Source organism: Pantoea sp. EEL5 (assembly GCF_049892805.1).
Classification (GTDB): domain Bacteria; phylum Pseudomonadota; class Gammaproteobacteria; order Enterobacterales; family Enterobacteriaceae; genus Pantoea; species Pantoea ananatis.
This window is the reverse complement of sequence record NZ_JBNDNJ010000004.1, coordinates 139,024-154,413: the sequence shown is the minus strand read 5'-3', so window position 1 is coordinate 154,413 and position 15,390 is coordinate 139,024. Positions and strand designations below refer to the sequence as shown.

Annotated in this window: 18 protein-coding genes; 12 read left to right on the top strand and 6 right to left on the bottom strand. The window is 54.3% G+C overall.

What is annotated here, in order from left to right:
* Positions 1 to 68: 68 nt before the first annotated feature.
* The 3 genes from ACPXSQ_RS16540 to ACPXSQ_RS16530 all read left to right on the top strand — a co-directional run bounded on the left by ACPXSQ_RS16540 (position 69) and on the right by ACPXSQ_RS16530 (position 2,603).
* Positions 69 to 362 carry a co-chaperone GroES gene (locus ACPXSQ_RS16540; RefSeq protein ID WP_014606761.1) on the top strand — a complete coding sequence of 98 codons (294 nt, stop codon included), beginning with the start codon at positions 69 to 71 and terminating at the stop codon, positions 360 to 362.
* A gap of 48 nt (positions 363 to 410) precedes the next feature.
* A complete protein-coding gene (groL, locus tag ACPXSQ_RS16535) occupies positions 411 to 2,060 on the top strand; it encodes a chaperonin GroEL (protein WP_013024301.1) in 1,650 nt (549 codons plus the stop codon).
* A 192-nt stretch (positions 2,061 to 2,252) separates the two neighbouring features.
* Entirely contained in the window at positions 2,253 to 2,603 is a 351-nt protein-coding gene (locus tag ACPXSQ_RS16530; protein WP_014606760.1) for a DUF4156 domain-containing protein, read from the top strand.
* A 161-nt stretch (positions 2,604 to 2,764) separates the two neighbouring features.
* On the opposite strand, the gene epmB is transcribed toward ACPXSQ_RS16530, so the two are convergent.
* On the bottom strand, positions 2,765 to 3,793 hold the full coding sequence (epmB, locus tag ACPXSQ_RS16525) for an EF-P beta-lysylation protein EpmB (protein ID WP_014595146.1): 1,029 nt from the start codon (positions 3,791 to 3,793) through the stop codon (positions 2,765 to 2,767).
* A gap of 40 nt (positions 3,794 to 3,833) precedes the next feature.
* Between epmB and efp the strand changes: the two genes are divergently transcribed.
* From efp to ACPXSQ_RS16510, 3 genes are all read left to right on the top strand, one after another.
* Entirely contained in the window at positions 3,834 to 4,400 is a 567-nt protein-coding gene (efp, locus tag ACPXSQ_RS16520) for an elongation factor P (RefSeq protein ID WP_013024304.1), read from the top strand.
* A gap of 48 nt (positions 4,401 to 4,448) precedes the next feature.
* The gene (locus tag ACPXSQ_RS16515) at positions 4,449 to 4,580 is read left to right on the top strand and encodes an entericidin A/B family lipoprotein (protein ID WP_024472200.1); all 132 of its coding nucleotides are present in this window, start codon (positions 4,449 to 4,451) and stop codon (positions 4,578 to 4,580) included.
* A gap of 104 nt (positions 4,581 to 4,684) precedes the next feature.
* Positions 4,685 to 4,819, top strand: a complete 135-nt coding sequence (locus ACPXSQ_RS16510) for an entericidin A/B family lipoprotein (protein ID WP_014606758.1) — start codon at positions 4,685 to 4,687, stop codon at positions 4,817 to 4,819.
* Between the two features lie 40 nt (positions 4,820 to 4,859).
* Here the strand turns inward: ACPXSQ_RS16510 and ACPXSQ_RS16505 are convergent, their stop codons facing one another.
* Positions 4,860 to 5,384, bottom strand: coding sequence for a lipocalin family protein (locus tag ACPXSQ_RS16505; RefSeq protein ID WP_013024307.1), 525 nt, complete (start codon positions 5,382 to 5,384; stop codon positions 4,860 to 4,862).
* 134 nt (positions 5,385 to 5,518) lie between these two features.
* Here ACPXSQ_RS16505 and epmA point away from each other — a divergent pair, with 134 nt between their 5' ends.
* Positions 5,519 to 6,496: an elongation factor P--(R)-beta-lysine ligase gene (gene epmA, locus ACPXSQ_RS16500; protein WP_014595148.1), complete on the top strand. Its 978-nt coding sequence runs from the start codon at positions 5,519 to 5,521 to the stop codon at positions 6,494 to 6,496.
* Positions 6,497 to 6,580: 84 nt separating this feature from the next.
* Here the strand turns inward: epmA and degS are convergent, their stop codons facing one another.
* The 3 genes from degS to zapG all read right to left on the bottom strand — a co-directional run bounded on the left by degS (position 6,581) and on the right by zapG (position 9,625).
* Positions 6,581 to 7,642 carry an outer membrane-stress sensor serine endopeptidase DegS gene (gene degS, locus ACPXSQ_RS16495; protein WP_013024309.1) on the bottom strand — a complete coding sequence of 354 codons (1,062 nt, stop codon included), beginning with the start codon at positions 7,640 to 7,642 and terminating at the stop codon, positions 6,581 to 6,583.
* 89 nt (positions 7,643 to 7,731) lie between these two features.
* Positions 7,732 to 9,114 carry a serine endoprotease DegQ gene (degQ, locus tag ACPXSQ_RS16490; protein ID WP_426144160.1) on the bottom strand — a complete coding sequence of 461 codons (1,383 nt, stop codon included), beginning with the start codon at positions 9,112 to 9,114 and terminating at the stop codon, positions 7,732 to 7,734.
* A gap of 109 nt (positions 9,115 to 9,223) precedes the next feature.
* The gene (zapG, locus tag ACPXSQ_RS16485; protein ID WP_006121720.1) at positions 9,224 to 9,625 is read right to left on the bottom strand and encodes a Z-ring associated protein ZapG; all 402 of its coding nucleotides are present in this window, start codon (positions 9,623 to 9,625) and stop codon (positions 9,224 to 9,226) included.
* Between the two features lie 177 nt (positions 9,626 to 9,802).
* Between zapG and zapE the strand changes: the two genes are divergently transcribed.
* The 5 genes from zapE (at position 9,803) to sspB (ending at position 13,439) form a co-directional block, all read left to right on the top strand.
* Entirely contained in the window at positions 9,803 to 10,930 is a 1,128-nt protein-coding gene (gene zapE, locus ACPXSQ_RS16480; protein ID WP_014595150.1) for a cell division protein ZapE, read from the top strand.
* 225 nt (positions 10,931 to 11,155) lie between these two features.
* Positions 11,156 to 11,584 carry a 50S ribosomal protein L13 gene (rplM, locus tag ACPXSQ_RS16475; protein ID WP_006121722.1) on the top strand — a complete coding sequence of 143 codons (429 nt, stop codon included), beginning with the start codon at positions 11,156 to 11,158 and terminating at the stop codon, positions 11,582 to 11,584.
* Between the two features lie 15 nt (positions 11,585 to 11,599).
* Complete coding sequence (gene rpsI / locus ACPXSQ_RS16470) at positions 11,600 to 11,992, top strand: 30S ribosomal protein S9 (RefSeq protein WP_006121723.1); 393 nt, start codon at positions 11,600 to 11,602, stop codon at positions 11,990 to 11,992.
* A 316-nt stretch (positions 11,993 to 12,308) separates the two neighbouring features.
* Positions 12,309 to 12,950, top strand: coding sequence for a stringent starvation protein SspA (gene sspA, locus ACPXSQ_RS16465; protein ID WP_013024313.1), 642 nt, complete (start codon positions 12,309 to 12,311; stop codon positions 12,948 to 12,950).
* A 3-nt stretch (positions 12,951 to 12,953) separates the two neighbouring features.
* Positions 12,954 to 13,439 (top strand): ClpXP protease specificity-enhancing factor, encoded by a 486-nt coding sequence (gene sspB / locus ACPXSQ_RS16460; RefSeq protein WP_013024314.1) that lies wholly within the window; start codon positions 12,954 to 12,956, stop codon positions 13,437 to 13,439.
* A 113-nt stretch (positions 13,440 to 13,552) separates the two neighbouring features.
* Here sspB and ACPXSQ_RS16455 read toward each other — a convergent pair whose 3' ends face one another.
* Positions 13,553 to 15,310, bottom strand: coding sequence for a sulfite reductase subunit alpha (locus ACPXSQ_RS16455; RefSeq protein ID WP_013024315.1), 1,758 nt, complete (start codon positions 15,308 to 15,310; stop codon positions 13,553 to 13,555).
* Positions 15,311 to 15,390 lie beyond the last annotated feature (80 nt).

The window sequence follows — 15,390 nt, the reverse complement described above, 5'->3', positions numbered from 1 at the left end:
CGGAAGCCACACAGCCCGGTATTCAACCCAAAAATGAATGATTGGACTTCTCAAAGGAGAGCTATCAAATGAAAATTCGTCCATTACACGATCGTGTCATCGTGAAGCGTAAAGAAGTTGAAGCTAAGTCAGCGGGTGGCATTGTGCTGACCGGTTCTGCAGCAGGCAAATCCACGCGTGGTGAAGTCCTGGCTGTGGGCAAAGGCCGTATCCTTGAGAGTGGCGAAGTGAAGCCGCTGGACGTACAAGTTGGTGACGTCGTGATCTTCAGCGAAGGCTACGGTGCCAAAACTGAAAAAATCGACAACGAAGAAGTCCTGATCATCTCTGAAAGCGACATTCTGGCGATTGTTGAAGCGTAAGTTTTACGCGTAATTCACTGAACGAAACGAATTTAAGGGAAATTTGAAATGGCAGCTAAAGACGTAAAATTCGGTAATGACGCACGCGTAAAAATGTTGCGTGGCGTGAACGTACTGGCAGATGCAGTAAAAGTTACCCTGGGCCCGAAAGGCCGTAACGTGGTTCTGGATAAATCTTTTGGTGCACCGACCATCACTAAAGATGGTGTTTCTGTTGCGCGTGAAATCGAGCTGGAAGACAAGTTCGAAAACATGGGCGCACAGATGGTGAAAGAAGTTGCCTCTAAAGCGAACGACGCGGCAGGCGACGGTACCACCACGGCAACCGTGCTGGCGCAGTCCATCATCACCGAAGGCCTGAAAGCCGTTGCAGCGGGCATGAACCCGATGGATCTGAAGCGCGGTATCGACCAGGCGGTCATCGCTGCGGTTGAAGAGCTGAAAAAACTGTCTGTTCCTTGCTCAGATTCTAAAGCTATCGCTCAGGTAGGGACTATCTCTGCTAACTCTGATGAAACCGTCGGTACCCTGATCGCTCAGGCGATGGAAAAAGTGGGCAAAGAAGGCGTCATCACCGTTGAAGAAGGCACCGGCCTGCAGGACGAGCTGGACGTGGTTGAAGGTATGCAGTTCGACCGTGGCTACCTGTCTCCGTACTTCATCAACAAGCCAGAAACAGGTGCCGTTGAGCTGGAAACCCCGTTCATCCTGCTGGCTGACAAGAAGATTTCTAACATCCGTGAAATGCTGCCAGTGCTGGAAGCCGTTGCGAAAGCAGGCAAACCACTGCTGATCATCGCGGAAGACGTAGAAGGCGAAGCGCTGGCGACGCTGGTGGTGAACACCATGCGCGGCATCGTGAAAGTGGCTGCGGTTAAAGCACCGGGCTTCGGCGACCGCCGTAAAGCCATGCTGCAGGATATCGCTATCCTGACCGGCGGTACCGTGATCTCTGAAGAGATCGGTATGGAGCTGGAAAAAGCAGCACTGGAAGATCTGGGCCAGGCGAAGCGTGTCGTGATCAACAAAGACACCACCACCATCATCGATGGCGTGGGTGAAGAAACCACTATTCAGGGTCGTGTCACTCAGATTCGTCAGCAGATTGAAGAAGCCACCTCTGACTACGACAAAGAAAAACTGCAGGAGCGCGTAGCGAAACTGGCAGGCGGCGTTGCCGTTCTGAAAGTGGGCGCAGCAACTGAAGTTGAAATGAAAGAGAAAAAAGCACGCGTTGAAGATGCCCTGCACGCAACCCGTGCTGCGGTTGAAGAAGGCGTGGTTGCAGGTGGTGGTGTGGCGCTGGTTCGCGTTGCAGCACAGCTGACCGAACTGCGTGGTCAGAACGAAGACCAGAACGTGGGTATCAAAGTTGCGCTGCGCGCAATGGAATCTCCACTGCGTCAGATCGTTTCTAACGCCGGCGAAGAGCCTTCTGTTGTGGCGAACAACGTGAAAGCAGGCGACGGTAACTACGGTTACAACGCGCAGACTGAAGAATACGGCAACATGATCGACTTCGGTATTCTGGACCCAACCAAAGTGACCCGTTCTGCTCTGCAGTACGCGGCATCGGTTGCTGGCCTGATGATCACCACCGAATGTATGGTCACTGACCTGCCGAAAGGCGATGCGCCAGACTTAGGTGCAGGCGCTGGCGGTATGGGTGGCATGGGCGGTATGGGCGGCATGATGTAATCGCCCCTGACGCTTGCGTCATAAGAACCCCCGATCGGAAACGGTCGGGGGTTTTTCTTTTGCAGAGGAAAGGGTATAAGTAGGGGCGCAACGGTTACGTTGGCACGGATTAGGGCAATGAATGTTCAGAAAAAATGCGTGTTTTTCTGCTACGCTGCCATCCGACACTGATGATAATAAATGGGGATTATAATGCGTATTAACCTCTTGCTCGGTCTTACGGCTGGTGCGTTATTGCTTGCAGGCTGCAGCAGCTCAACCGACCTGACTTCTGCTGGACAGCGCGTCACCTTTACCGATCAGCAGCCTGGCAAACAATGTCAGCTTCTGGGCAGCCTGACCGGCTCGCAAAGTAACTGGTTAAGCGGAGCCGGTGGCGAAACCAGCGCGCTGCGCGGTGCAGCTAACGACCTGCGGAACCGTGCTGCCGAAATGGGCGGAAACGTCATTTATGGCGCAACCAGTCCTACACAAAACCTGCTTTCAGCCTTTGCACCACTCGACAGCAAGATGACCGGCCAGGTCTATAAATGCCCTAACTGATCCTGCGCTGAACAGGCAACATTTTTTGAGACGACCGGCCAATGTGCCGGTCGTTTTTTTAGCGTTTATCAATGGCTTTTAGCCGCCAGTGCAACGGGTTGGCAGCCCGCTGCTCGGCGGAAATGAGGCTTGCGGCTACCGGGCTGTGTGCCGCCCGTGATTTATTCCTGCCGAAGTTGCAGATCCAGCGGGGTTTTACTGGGTTCCCCGCCGATCTCACGTGCCAGCTTCGGCACCAGATAACCGGACACCCGCGGCAGCAGGCTACGCATCAACGCCCGGGCTTCTTCATCAGAAACGAAGAAATGCGCTGCGCCCTGCACTTTGTCCAGCACATGCAGGTAGTAGGGCAGAATGCCGGCATCAAACAGCGCATTGCTCAGCGCCGCCAGGGTTTGTGCATCATCATTCACGCCGCGCAGCAGTACGCTCTGATTAAGCAGCGTCACGTCAGCACGTTTCAGGCGCAGCATGGCATCACAAAGCGCCTCATCAATCTCACGGGCGTGGTTGATGTGGGTGACCATCAAGACCTGAAGCCGCGTTTCCGCCAGCGTCTGACACAGCGCCTCGGTAATGCGATCCGGAATCACGACCGGCAGTCGACTGTGAATACGTAGCCGTTTCAGATGCGGGATAGCGCCCAGCGCGTCAATGAGCCAGGCCAGCTCATGATCTTTTGCCATTAACGGATCGCCACCCGAAAAGATGATCTCATCCAGTTCAGGATGGGCGGCAATATAATCCAGCGCGGCCTGCCAGTTACGCTTGTTGCCCTGATTATCCTGATAGGGAAAATGACGGCGGAAGCAGTAGCGGCAGTTCACCGCGCAGCCGCCTTTGACCAGCAGCAATGCACGGTTTTTATATTTATGCAGTAATCCCGGCACGACGCTATTTTGTTCGTCCAGCGGATCGGTGCTATAACCAGGCGCGTCGACAAACTCCTGACGGCTGGTCAGGACCTGGAGTAGAAGGGGATCCTGCGCATCGCCTTTTTTCATTCGCCGGATAAAGGCGCGCGGCACGCGCAGGGCAAAAAGTCGGCGTGCGTCGCCGCCAGCAGCCAGATCCGGATGATGGTCGAGCGCTAAAAGTTGCAGTAATTCATGAGGATCAGTGACAACATCAGCAAGTTGCTGCAACCAATCTTCTCTGGAAGGGGAATTTAGGGTTACAATGTGTGCCATTTTTTTGGCTATTACCAGTTAATATCTACAGAGGGCCTTTATGGCGACTTATCTTAGCAACGATTTCCGTCCCGGTCTTAAAATCATGTTCGAAGGCGAACCTTATGCCATCGAATCAAGCGAGTTCGTTAAGCCGGGTAAAGGTCAGGCGTTTGCACGTGTAAAAATGCGTCGTCTGCTGACCGGTTCACGCGTTGAGAAAACCTTCAAATCAACTGATTCTGCCGAAGGCGCAGACGTGAAGGATATGACGCTGCAGTACTCTTACAACGACGGCGATTTCTACTACTTCATGCACCCGGAATCTTTTGAGCAATACCAGGTTGAAGCAAAAGTGCTGGATGAAGTGCAGAAGTGGTTGCAGGACAACGCGGAGTGTATCGTAACCTTGTGGAACGATAAACCGATTGCGGTTCAGCCACCAAACTTTGTTGAAGCGGAAGTCATTGAAACTGACCCAGGCCTGAAAGGTGATACTGCCGGTACGGGCGGTAAGCCAGCAACGCTGTCTACGGGTGCAGTCATTAAAGTGCCATTGTTCGTGCAGATTGGCGAGGTGGTGAAGGTTGATACCCGCTCTGGCGAATACGTGTCACGCGTAAAATAACCCTGAAAGGCGCATCCTGTGATGCGCCTTTTTTTGAGTGAGTTCACCATGAAAAAACGAGCAAAACTTATCGCCTTGGCGTTGCTGGTGGCTTCTGGACTAAGCGGCTGTAACACCTTCCACGGTTTTGGCGAAGACGTATCTCACCTGGGCGGCGCAATCTCGCGCGCGGCTAAATAAGTTATTCCTGCCTTCCTTTTTTCGGCGGCTCAGGCTCGCGACGTTGCATAATCAGTCTATGCTTTAAAAGCTGTACCTATAATGCAACCAAAAAGGATATGGATATGTTGAAGAAAAGTATTGTTGCGATTTTCTCTGTGATGATGTTCTCTGCACTGCTTTCTGGCTGCAACACCACGCGCGGCGTCGGCGAAGACGTTGAAGCGGGCGGCCATGCAATCCAGCGTAGCGCGCAGTAACGGTAAAACCGGTACGAACGTTTTTCGTACCGGCCTTTCTCTAGCCCTGTTTCACCCAAATCAGCTCATCTACCGGGAAACCGGCCTGGCGTGCCTGCTGCACCAGCTTGTGTTTCACACCTTCATCCAACTGCGGCGTCCGTGACAGTATCCACAGATAGTGGCGGTTAGGCCCGCATACCAGTGCGTAACGGTAGTCAGGATCCAGCGCTATCACGTTATAGCCACCATAGAAGGGCCCAAAGAACGAGACCTTGAGTGCCGCACGCTGTTTATCGCCGGTGAAGTAGGCTTTACCCACGCTCTCCTGCCAGCGCTGCTTTTTAACGTTATAGCCGCGATTAACGACTTTCAGGCCGCCATCCTCACGTGGGCTGTAATTTGCCGTAACCTGTTCGAGGCCGCGTTCAAAGCCATGATCCAGCCGGGCTATCTCGTACCACTGACCGAGGTAACGCTGACTGTCGAAGTTTTCAACGACGGTAACGTTTTTTGGCGGTGTGGTCGTGCAGGCGACGGACAGGAAGGCACTCAGGCTGGCGACCAATGTTTTCCATGGAGACATAAAAAGATTCCTTTGTTATTTAACCTGTTAATTATAGAAGCCGGTCAGTTTATTGGACAGGCTTGCGCCACGATTGTTTGCCACTGACATTACGAGTAGACTTCCCTCCCTTATTTGTATCAGGAGCCGTCACCATGAGTGAAACGACAAGCTGGCAACCTGGCGCTTCGATTGCCAGTTTAATTAAACGCGCAGCCATTATTGCTGAAGTGCGTCGTTTCTTCGCCGATCGTGGCGTACTGGAAGTCGACACGCCCGCGATGAGTCAGGCCACGATTACAGACATTCATCTGGTGCCATTCCAGACGCGCTTTGTCGGCCCTGGCCTGTCTGAAGGCCGCGATCTCTGGCTGATGACCAGCCCGGAATACCACATGAAACGCCTGCTGGCGGCCGGAAGTGGCCCTATCTATCAAATGGGCCGCAGCTTTCGCAACGAAGAGGCCGGGCGCTACCACAACCCTGAATTCACCATGCTGGAGTGGTATCGCCCCCATTACGATATGTACCGCCTGATGAATGAGGTCGACGATTTGCTGCAGCAGGTGCTGGAGTGCGACAGCGCGGAGTCGCTCTCTTATCAGCAGGCCTTTATTCGTCACCTTGAGCTGGACCCGCTTTCTGCCGACAAAGCGCAGCTGCGTGAGGCGGCGGAAAAGCTGGGTGAGGGCGAGCTGGCCAGTCGGGAAGAGGATCGCGATACCTTGCTGATGCTGCTGTTTATGCTGGGCGTGGAACCGAAGATTGGTCAGGACAAGCCGTGTTTTATCTACCACTTTCCGGCCAGCCAAGCGGCATTAGCGGAGATCAGCACGGAAGATCATCGGGTGGCAGAGCGGTTTGAGGTGTATTACAAGGGCATTGAGCTGGCGAATGGCTTCCGCGAACTCACCGACAGCCGTGAACAGCGCCAACGCTTTGAGCAGGATAATCGTCGGCGTGCAGCGCGAGGGTTGCCGCAACATCCGATTGATCACTACCTGCTGGCCGCGCTGGAGCACGGCATGCCGGCCTGTTCGGGCGTTGCACTGGGCGTGGACAGGTTGATTATGCTGGCGCTGAAAGCAGAGTCGCTGTCGGAGGTGATTGCGTTTCCGGTAGACCGCTGCTGACGCTTAACGCCGTGCTGACAGAATGGCGCAGCGCCGTTTAAGCTGATAAACAAGGCCTCCAGTGGGCCTTGTTTGCGTTCACCGCTACTGACTGCTGTCCGGAAACTCCTGAATCGTCACCGGGAAGGTCAGCTTCTTGTCATTACGCAGCACCTGCACATTCACCACCGAGCCGGGCCGAATTTCCGCAACCTGGTCCATGGTTTCCTGTGCGGAGAGCGCCGGTTTACCGTCTACGCTCAGCAGCACATCATTGGCCTGGATGCCGGCTTTCTCAGCCGGGCCGCCCGGCGTCACCACGCTGACGATAATGCCCTGAACCCGATCGAGACTGTTGCCCTGGCCGTGAAGCGGCGGCACTTCGCGGGCGGTAATGCCGATATAGCCGCGAATGACCCGACCATCACGGATGAGCTTATCCATTATCTTGGTTGCCAGCGCGGTGGGGATAGCAAAACCAATGCCTTCGGGCGTTTCGCCATCGCTGCTTTTATCGAACGTCAGGGTATTGATGCCCATGAGTTCGCCCAGCGAGTTAATCAGTGCGCCACCGGAGTTCCCCTGATTGATTGATGCATCCGTTTGCAGGAAGTTCTGGCGGCCTGACGAGCTGAGTCCGACGCGGCCCGTGGCGCTGATGATGCCCTGTGTGACCGTTTGTCCCAGGTTATAGGGGTTGCCGATGGCCATCACCACATCGCCAATGTGTGCGACGCGTTTGGGATTAATCGGGATAACCGGCAGGTTTGACGCGGTAATTTTTAGCACGGCCAAATCGGTCATGGCATCTGAACCCACCAGCGTGGCTTCAAAAAAACGGCCATCCTGTAGAGCGACGATGATCTGATCGGCATTATTGATAACGTGCTTGTTGGTCAGGATATAACCCCGGTTATTCATAATCACGCCAGAGCCCAGCGTGGTAATACCGCGGTTGTTGTTCCCATGCGCGCTGCGGTTGTAAACATTCACAACGGCAGGCACGGCACGCCTCACCCCTTGATTAAAGCCAAAGGGCGTTTCATCGTTACTGTCATTTTGACTATACAGGGCAGCACCGCCCAAACGCAGTGCGGGCAGCGCTGCGAGCAAGATGCCCGCAACAATCAGTCCCAACACCACTGAACGCAAGAGTTTAAGAAACATGGTGTTAAATCACGTCAGGGGAGAACGTTGGGGAGAATAACATGAGAGCGGCGGACACACACGTGCTTGTGTCCGCCATCGTGCGGGGTTTATCTCAATAACAGATAGATACTTTCCTCACCACGAACCACATTCAGCGCCATCACCGGCGGTTTGGCTTCCAGCACCTTGCGCATTTCGGCAATATTCTGAATTCGCGTGCGGTTGACGCCAATGATCACGTCATCTTTTTGCAGGCCGACCTGTTCAGCCGGAGTGCCTTTTTCGATGGCATCAATCTTCACGCCTTTATCACCGGTTTTGGTCTGACCATCGCTCAGAGTCGCGCCCTGCAGGGCTGGAGAAAGCAGCTGTGCGCTTGCCGTCGTCTGGGCGCTTTGCTCAAGGGTGACATCAACACTCACCGGTTTACCTTCACGTAGCAGGCCAAGCTTCACTTTCTCACCCGGTGCCGTCGTGCCGATCTTCACCCGCAGTTCTGCGAAGCTGGTAATCGGTTTATCGTTGACCGAAACAATGATATCGCCCGATTTAATACCGGCTTTTTGCGCCGCAGACTGGGGCAGCACTTCAGAAACGAACGCGCCGCGCTGTGCGTCAACGTTAAACGCTTTTGCGATGTCCGCGGTCATCTCGGTACCTTTGATACCCAACTGACCCCGTTTGACTTCGCCGTACTTAATCAACTGCTCGGCCAGGTTCATGGCCATATCGCTCGGAATCGCAAAGCCAATGCCGATATTGCCGCCACTGGAGGCCAGAATGGCGGTATTAATGCCGATCAGCTCGCCGTTCAGATTAACCAGCGCGCCGCCCGAGTTACCGCGGTTAATGGCGGCATCGGTCTGGATAAAGTTTTCCAGCCCTTCGAGATTCAGGCCGCTGCGGCCCAGTGCCGAAATAATTCCGGAGGTCGCTGTCTGACCAAGGCCAAAAGGATTGCCGATGGCCACGGCAAAATCACCGACTTTCAGCTGATCCGAATCGGCGACTTTTATCTGCGTCAGGTTTTTCGCGCCCTGAATCTGGATAAGGGCGATGTCGGTCTGCTCATCGTGACCAATCAGTTTGGCATCATATTCGCTGCCATCGCCGAGCTGGACGTTGATCTTATCCGCGCCGTTGACCACGTGGTTATTAGTCAGAACATAGCCTTTGGCGGCATCAATGATGACACCGGACCCCAGCCCCTCAAAGGGTTGAGGCTGGCTTAGGGCGCCACCGGGCAACTGGCCAAAGAAACGCTTAAGCGGCTCGGGAATATCCTGTGTCTGGGCCTGGGCATCAGACTGGGTGCCTTCAACGTGCACGCTGACCACAGCAGGTAACACTTTTTCCAGCATCGGTGCCAGGCTGGGAAGCGGCTGGCTCTGAATCTGTGCAGGCAGCGTCGCCATCGCGCCGGGCGCAGCGGCAAGACTCATTCCAATACTCAAGGCTAATGCGCTTAACAGTCGTGCTTGTTTTTTCATTGCTACAACGCTCTCGCTGCAAAAATGGGGGGAGTAAATCAATGAGACAGCCGTTTGCGGCCGGGGTTCGCAAAAACAGCGGGCACAGCGTCACTGTGCCCGATCATGCTTAGTCGCGGACGGCGCGTTCACCACGCAGTAAGCCAGAGGCGCCTTCAGAGTAGTCACGCGGCATTTGCACCGGTGCCTGATCGTTATCCGCTTCGGCTTCGGTCAGTTGCCATGCAAAGGGGTTTTTGTCCCCGGGCATGTTCGGCAGTAGGTCGTTGGACCCTTTCGCCATGTGCTGATAGAGCTGACGGTAATCACGCGCCATGTTATCCAGCAGCTCTGCGCTCTGCGCAAAGTGGTTGGTCAGCTCTTCGCGATAATCTGCCAGCTCGGCTTTCGTCTTATCCAGTTCGTACTGCATGCTGCGCTGCTCACGCAGCTTCCGGTTGCCAAAACGCATTGCGACTGCGCCGACAATAATACCTACCACTAAACCAATTAGCCCGTATTCCCAGGTCATAATGACTCCCGTGTTATTTCCGTTGTTCCGTAGGGCGTTGCACCACTTAATAATAGTCACTATACCCGTTAATCTTATGGATGTGGAACTCTGGAGCGCCATGCCTTAGTGTAGAGCGGCCTTTTTTTCGACAAACGACGTTTGAATAAGACAAAATTCAGGGACACTGAGCGAACCATGCAAACCTCATCTCCGCTTGCCCGCTATGAGCAAGCGCTATCACAGGGCGATTTCAAGCCCGACGACGTACAGCGTGAAGCGATTACCCGCTTAGATGCTATCCAGCAAGGGCTGATCGCGCGTCAGCACACCACCGAACTTCCCTCGCAGGGGCTGTTAGGTCGTCTGTCGAAGCTGATGGGAAAAGAAAAGTCGCAGCCCAAAGCGCCCGTCCGTGGCTTGTATATGTGGGGCGGTGTTGGCCGGGGGAAAACCTGGGTAATGGATCTGTTTTTTCAGTCTATTCCTGGCGACCGCAAACTGCGCTTACACTTTCACCGTTTCATGCTGCGCGTGCATGAAGAGCTGACCGAACTGCAGGGGCACAGCGATCCGTTACTGATCATCGCCGACCGCTTTAAAGCAGAAACCGATATTCTCTGTTTTGATGAGTTTTTTGTGTCTGACATCACGGATGCCATGCTGCTGGGAACGCTGATGGAAGCCCTGTTTGCGCGCGGCATCAGCCTGGTTGCGACCTCGAATATTCCGCCTGATAACTTGTATAAAAACGGCCTGCAGCGTGCCCGTTTTCTGCCCGCCATCGAGCAGATTAAGCAGCATTGTGAGGTAATGAATGTCGATGCGGGCATTGATTACCGTCTGCGTACGCTGACGTCCGCGCATTTGTGGACGTTTCCTCTGGGGCCGGAAACCTACGCCGAGATGGACCGCATGTTCCAGGCATTGTCAGGCGAAAAACGCGACAGCGCACCGGTGCTGGAGATCAATCACCGTAAAATGCCGACCCTGGGCGTGGCAGAAGGGGTGATTGCGATTGATTTTAAAACCCTGTGTGGAGAAGGGCGCAGCCAGCATGATTATATTGAGCTGTCACGCCGCTTTCACAGCGTCCTGCTGTTTGATGTACCGGTCATGATCTACAAGACGGAAGATCAGGCGCGGCGTTTTCTGGCGTTGGTGGATGAGTTTTACGAGCGCCATGTCAAACTGGTTGTCGCTGCAGAAACCTCCTTGTTCGAAATTTATCAGGGCACGCGCCTGAAATTTGAATATCAGCGCTGTCTGTCCCGTTTGCAGGAAATGCAGAGCGAAGAGTACCTGCGGCTGGCGCATTTACCCTGAGATTCCAGGTAATAAATGAAAATAGGGTTCGATTTTTGTAATCGACTTCTCTATAATCTTGCGACCCCACGTTACAGCACAGGATTTTTTTCCCAAATCCTCTGCGTTCCGGTAACGCTATCCGAAGGGGTGGCTTGCTGGTCAAAATGGTCGTGTGAGCCTCATTCGTTTACTTAAGCGTTTGGGATTTCACCAACGTGTAACTTAATTTGGGTAAGCTTTTCGATGAAAACTTTTACAGCTAAACCAGAAACCGTCCAACGTGACTGGTATGTTGTTGACGCAACTGGCAAAACCTTGGGTCGCCTGGCGACTGAACTGGCGCGCCGTCTGCGTGGTAAGCATAAAGCGGAATACACTCCGCACGTTGATACTGGTGATTACATCATCGTTCTGAACGCTGAGAAAGTTGCTGTAACCGGCAACAAGCGTTCTGACAAGATTTACTATCACCACACTGGTCATATCGGTGGTATCAAACAGGCGACCTTTGAAGAGATGATTGCTCGCCGTCCTGAGCGCGTGATTGAGATCGCGGTTAAAGGCATGCTGCCGAAGGGCCCGCTGGGTCGTGCTATGTACCGTAAACTGAAAGTTTACGCAGGTAACGAGCACAACCATGCGGCACAGCAACCGCAAGTTCTTGACATTTAATCGGGATTAAAGGCAATGGCTGAAACTCAAAACTACGGCACTGGTCGCCGCAAAAGCTCATCCGCACGCGTCTTCATCAAGCCGGGTAGCGGTAACATCGTAATCAACCAACGCTCTCTGGAGCAGTATTTCGGTCGCGAGACTGCACGCATGGTCGTGCGTCAGCCTCTGGAACTGGTTGATATGGTTGGTAAACTGGACCTGTACATCACCGTTAAAGGTGGTGGTATCTCTGGTCAGGCAGGCGCGATCCGTCATGGTATCACCCGCGCTCTGATGGAGTATGATGAGTCACTGCGTGGCGAACTGCGTAAAGCAGGCTTCGTTACCCGTGATGCTCGTCAGGTTGAACGTAAGAAAGTCGGCCTGCGTAAAGCACGTCGTCGTCCTCAGTTCTCCAAGCGTTAATTGTTGCTGCTTCGGCAGACACAGTTGGCACAAAAAACCCGCTCCGGCGGGTTTTTTATTTTTATTCTCAGGTCATCCTGTCGTATAAAACCACAATACTGTTCGCATTTTACCCGCAAAAATGCATTCCCCCACCCACAAGCTGCCTAAAATCTGGTAAACTCTGTGTCACTTTGCGCCCGCAAGCTGGCGCGTTATGCGCCTCGCATTAGTCGGGGGTGGTTAGCGCGGATTGCGAGCGAGTTCTATGAGCAGGTGAGTCGCCGTGTGGTTGGCCATTCGCAGTAACTTTTTGTGAACAAACTGGGAGGTTTTCATGGCTGTCGCTGCCAACAAACGTTCGGTAATGACGCTGTTTTCTGGTCCTACTGACATTTTTAGCCATCAGGTACGTATCGTGCTTGCCGAGAAAGGTGTCAGCGTAGAGATCGAGCAGGTCGAAATGGATAACCTGCCGCAGGATCTGATTGACCTCAATCCGTACCGCACTGTGCCGACGCTGGTAGATCGCGAACTGACGCTGTACGAATCACGCATCATCATGGAATATCTGGATGAGCGTTTTCCCCACCCACCATTGATGCCTGTCTATCCGGTTGCACGTGGCGAAAGCCGTTTAATGATGCACCGTATTGAGCAAGACTGGTACAGCCTGATGAGAAAGGTTGAGAACAGTAGCGGTCAGGAAGCTGAAGCGGCGCGTAAGCAGCTGCGTGAAGAGCTGCTGGCTATTGCTCCTCTGTTTGGGCGTACGCCATTCTTTATGAGCGACGAGTTCAGCCTGGTAGACTGCTATCTGGCTCCGCTGTTGTGGCGTTTACCGTCAATGGGTATCGATCTGCTCGGGTCGGGCTCTAAAGAGCTGAAAGGCTACATGAACCGCGTATTTGAGCGTGACTCCTTCCTTGCTTCACTGACTGAAGCTGAACGTGAAATGCGCCTGCAAGCCCGGGGCTAACGTATGGAAATGTCACAACTCACAGCCCGCCGACCTTATTTGCTGCGTGCTTTTTATGACTGGTTACTGGATAACCAGCTCACACCGCATCTGGTCGTCGACATCAACCTGCCTGGCGTTCAGGTTCCACTCGAATATGCCCGCGATGGTCAGATCGTACTGAACATTGCGCCGCGTGCCGTGGGTAACCTTGATCTGGGCAATGACGAAGTCTCGTTTAACGCACGTTTTGGTGGCGTTCCACGTCAGGTGAATGTCCCAATGGCGGCCATACTCGCCATCTATGCGCGTGAAAACGGCGCAGGCACGATGTTTGAACCTGAACCGGCCTATGAAGGCGGCACACAGGAATTTGCTGAGAATCAGGAAGAGACGGTCATGTCAGTGATTGACGGCGACCGCCCTGATGATGCCAGCGATGACGATAATTCACCGGATGACGATCCCCCGCCACGTGGTGGCCGTCCCGCACTGCGCGTGGTGAAATAACACAGAATACCCGTCACCTGACGGGTATTTTTTTGCCTGTCTGCCAGCCGGTAACAGGCATAAAAAAATCCGGGAACACAGGTTGCCCGGATTTTTGCTTTCTGCCGCAGCGATCAGTAAACGTCGCGCAGGTAGCGTTTCTCTTTCTTCAGCTGATCGATGTAGTCAGCGGCCCGTTCACTGGAGAGCCCGCCAAACTGACGTACGATTTCATACAGCGCGCTATCCACGTCTTTCGCCATGCGTGATGCATCGCCACACACGTAAAAGTGACCGCCTTCCTGCAGCCAGGCATAGAGCTCTGCACCCTGTTCCAGCATCCGGTTTTGCACGTAGATTTTCTTGTCCTGATCGCGTGAGAACGCCAGATCGAGACGCGTGAGCAGCCCGCTTTCCTGCCAGGCCGTCAGTTCTTCGCGATAAATGAAGTCGTGTTCCTGATGCTGATCGCCAAAGAACAACCAGTTTTTACCCTGAGCACCTGTTACCTGACGCTCCTGCAAAAAGGCGCGGAACGGGGCGATACCGGTGCCGGGGCCGACCATAATCAGCGGGGCGTTGCCGTTAGCCGGAACGCGAAAGGCTTTGTTGGGTGAGATGAAGATCGCGGGCTTTTCACCACGGCGTACACGCTCAGCCAGATAGGTAGAGCACACGCCGCTGCGGTTGCGGCCACCGCTGTGATAGCGCACTGAGGCGATGGTCAGGTGAACCTGATTCGGATGCGCTTTTGAGCTGGACGAGATGGAGTAGGCGCGATGCTGCAACGGGCGCAGCAGGGCGACGAACTCGGGTACGCTCAGGCTACGCGTCAGTTCGAGCTGGAGCAGATCCAGCGTATCTTTGCCCCATAGCCAGACACCGAGCGCGTCTTTGTCGTCGTGCTGAAGCACGTGACGCAGCTCCTGGTTGGTGGTGTTTTGGCCCACCCACTCGATCAGCTTGCGTGAAGGCTCTGAAATTTCAAACTGGTAGGTCAGCAGGTCGCCCAGGCTCCTGTCGAATCCCGGCACCGGCGTCTGGTAATCGGCGTTCAACTGGGTAAGCAGCAGGCTGACCAGCGACGGCTCGTTGACCGGAATCACGCCAAGTGCGTCACCGGCTTCATACTTCAGGCCGCTGTCGGTGAGATCAAACTCGACGTGGCGAATATCTTTTGCCGATTGCTCACTCGACAGGCGTTTATTGGTGATCAGGGCTGCCGCATACGGATTCGATTTGTTGCTGCCAGGAATAACCGGCGCTTCCGGGGCGCTCTCCAGCACCGTGCCGCTGCTGCCTGCGCTGCTGGCAAACTGGGGCATCGTGCTGTTAATCCACTCATTTGACGGCTCTTCGTAATCGATATCGCAGTCAATGCGGTCAACAACGCGCTTTGCCCCAAGCTGTTCCAGGCGCATATCCAGGAACTTACCTGCCTGACAGAATCCGTCATAGCCGGTATCGCCAATGGCCAGCACGGCGAAGTGCATCTGCTCCAGGCGTGGCGCGGTGCTGGCGGAAATCGCGTCCCAAAACAGCTGGGCGTTGTCGGGCATTTCACCTTCACCATAGGTCGAAGTGACAATCAGCACGTGTCGCATGGTGGCGAACACGTCGAGATCCACATCGCCTAATGCCTGAACGACCGGCACCAGACCTTTGGCACGGGCTGACTTCGCCGCTGACTGGGCCAGCGCCTCAGCATTACCGGTCTGAGAACCATAAAGGATGTGCAGTTGGGTGGTCGCGGCAGCGCTGCTGCCCGCAGCCGGCTGCTGTTTGTCTTCCAGCACCAACAAACGGGAGTGCAGGCCAGCCAGGAAGCCCGCCAGCCAGTATTTCTGATCACCATTGAAAGGTGCATCTTCAGGAATATATGGAATTTTCATGGATACCTTTACTCAATCCCGCTCTTAACCGTCATGCTTCGCTGTGCCGATGGCGGGCGGTTCCTGTGCTCTCAGCAACG

What these genes read in the sequence shown, in the direction of transcription:
- degS (WP_013024309.1), bottom strand. Translation starts at nt 7,642, where the DNA reads ATGTTTCTTAAACTCTTGCGTTCAGTGGTGTTGGGACTGATTGTTGCG.
- zapE (WP_014595150.1), top strand. Translation starts at nt 9,803, where the DNA reads ATGCAAACCTCATCTCCGCTTGCCCGCTATGAGCAAGCGCTATCACAG.
- ACPXSQ_RS16515 (WP_024472200.1), top strand. Translation starts at nt 4,449, where the DNA reads ATGAAAAAACGAGCAAAACTTATCGCCTTGGCGTTGCTGGTGGCTTCT.
- ACPXSQ_RS16530 (WP_014606760.1), top strand. Translation starts at nt 2,253, where the DNA reads ATGCGTATTAACCTCTTGCTCGGTCTTACGGCTGGTGCGTTATTGCTT.
- rplM (WP_006121722.1), top strand. Translation starts at nt 11,156, where the DNA reads ATGAAAACTTTTACAGCTAAACCAGAAACCGTCCAACGTGACTGGTAT.
- epmB (WP_014595146.1), bottom strand. Translation starts at nt 3,793, where the DNA reads ATGGCACACATTGTAACCCTAAATTCCCCTTCCAGAGAAGATTGGTTG.
- ACPXSQ_RS16510 (WP_014606758.1), top strand. Translation starts at nt 4,685, where the DNA reads ATGTTGAAGAAAAGTATTGTTGCGATTTTCTCTGTGATGATGTTCTCT.
- groL (WP_013024301.1), top strand. Translation starts at nt 411, where the DNA reads ATGGCAGCTAAAGACGTAAAATTCGGTAATGACGCACGCGTAAAAATG.
- rpsI (WP_006121723.1), top strand. Translation starts at nt 11,600, where the DNA reads ATGGCTGAAACTCAAAACTACGGCACTGGTCGCCGCAAAAGCTCATCC.
- epmA (WP_014595148.1), top strand. Translation starts at nt 5,519, where the DNA reads ATGAGTGAAACGACAAGCTGGCAACCTGGCGCTTCGATTGCCAGTTTA.
- degQ (WP_426144160.1), bottom strand. Translation starts at nt 9,114, where the DNA reads ATGAAAAAACAAGCACGACTGTTAAGCGCATTAGCCTTGAGTATTGGA.
- sspA (WP_013024313.1), top strand. Translation starts at nt 12,309, where the DNA reads ATGGCTGTCGCTGCCAACAAACGTTCGGTAATGACGCTGTTTTCTGGT.
- ACPXSQ_RS16505 (WP_013024307.1), bottom strand. Translation starts at nt 5,384, where the DNA reads ATGTCTCCATGGAAAACATTGGTCGCCAGCCTGAGTGCCTTCCTGTCC.
- efp (WP_013024304.1), top strand. Translation starts at nt 3,834, where the DNA reads ATGGCGACTTATCTTAGCAACGATTTCCGTCCCGGTCTTAAAATCATG.
- zapG (WP_006121720.1), bottom strand. Translation starts at nt 9,625, where the DNA reads ATGACCTGGGAATACGGGCTAATTGGTTTAGTGGTAGGTATTATTGTC.
- ACPXSQ_RS16540 (WP_014606761.1), top strand. Translation starts at nt 69, where the DNA reads ATGAAAATTCGTCCATTACACGATCGTGTCATCGTGAAGCGTAAAGAA.
- ACPXSQ_RS16455 (WP_013024315.1), bottom strand. Translation starts at nt 15,310, where the DNA reads ATGAAAATTCCATATATTCCTGAAGATGCACCTTTCAATGGTGATCAG.
- sspB (WP_013024314.1), top strand. Translation starts at nt 12,954, where the DNA reads ATGGAAATGTCACAACTCACAGCCCGCCGACCTTATTTGCTGCGTGCT.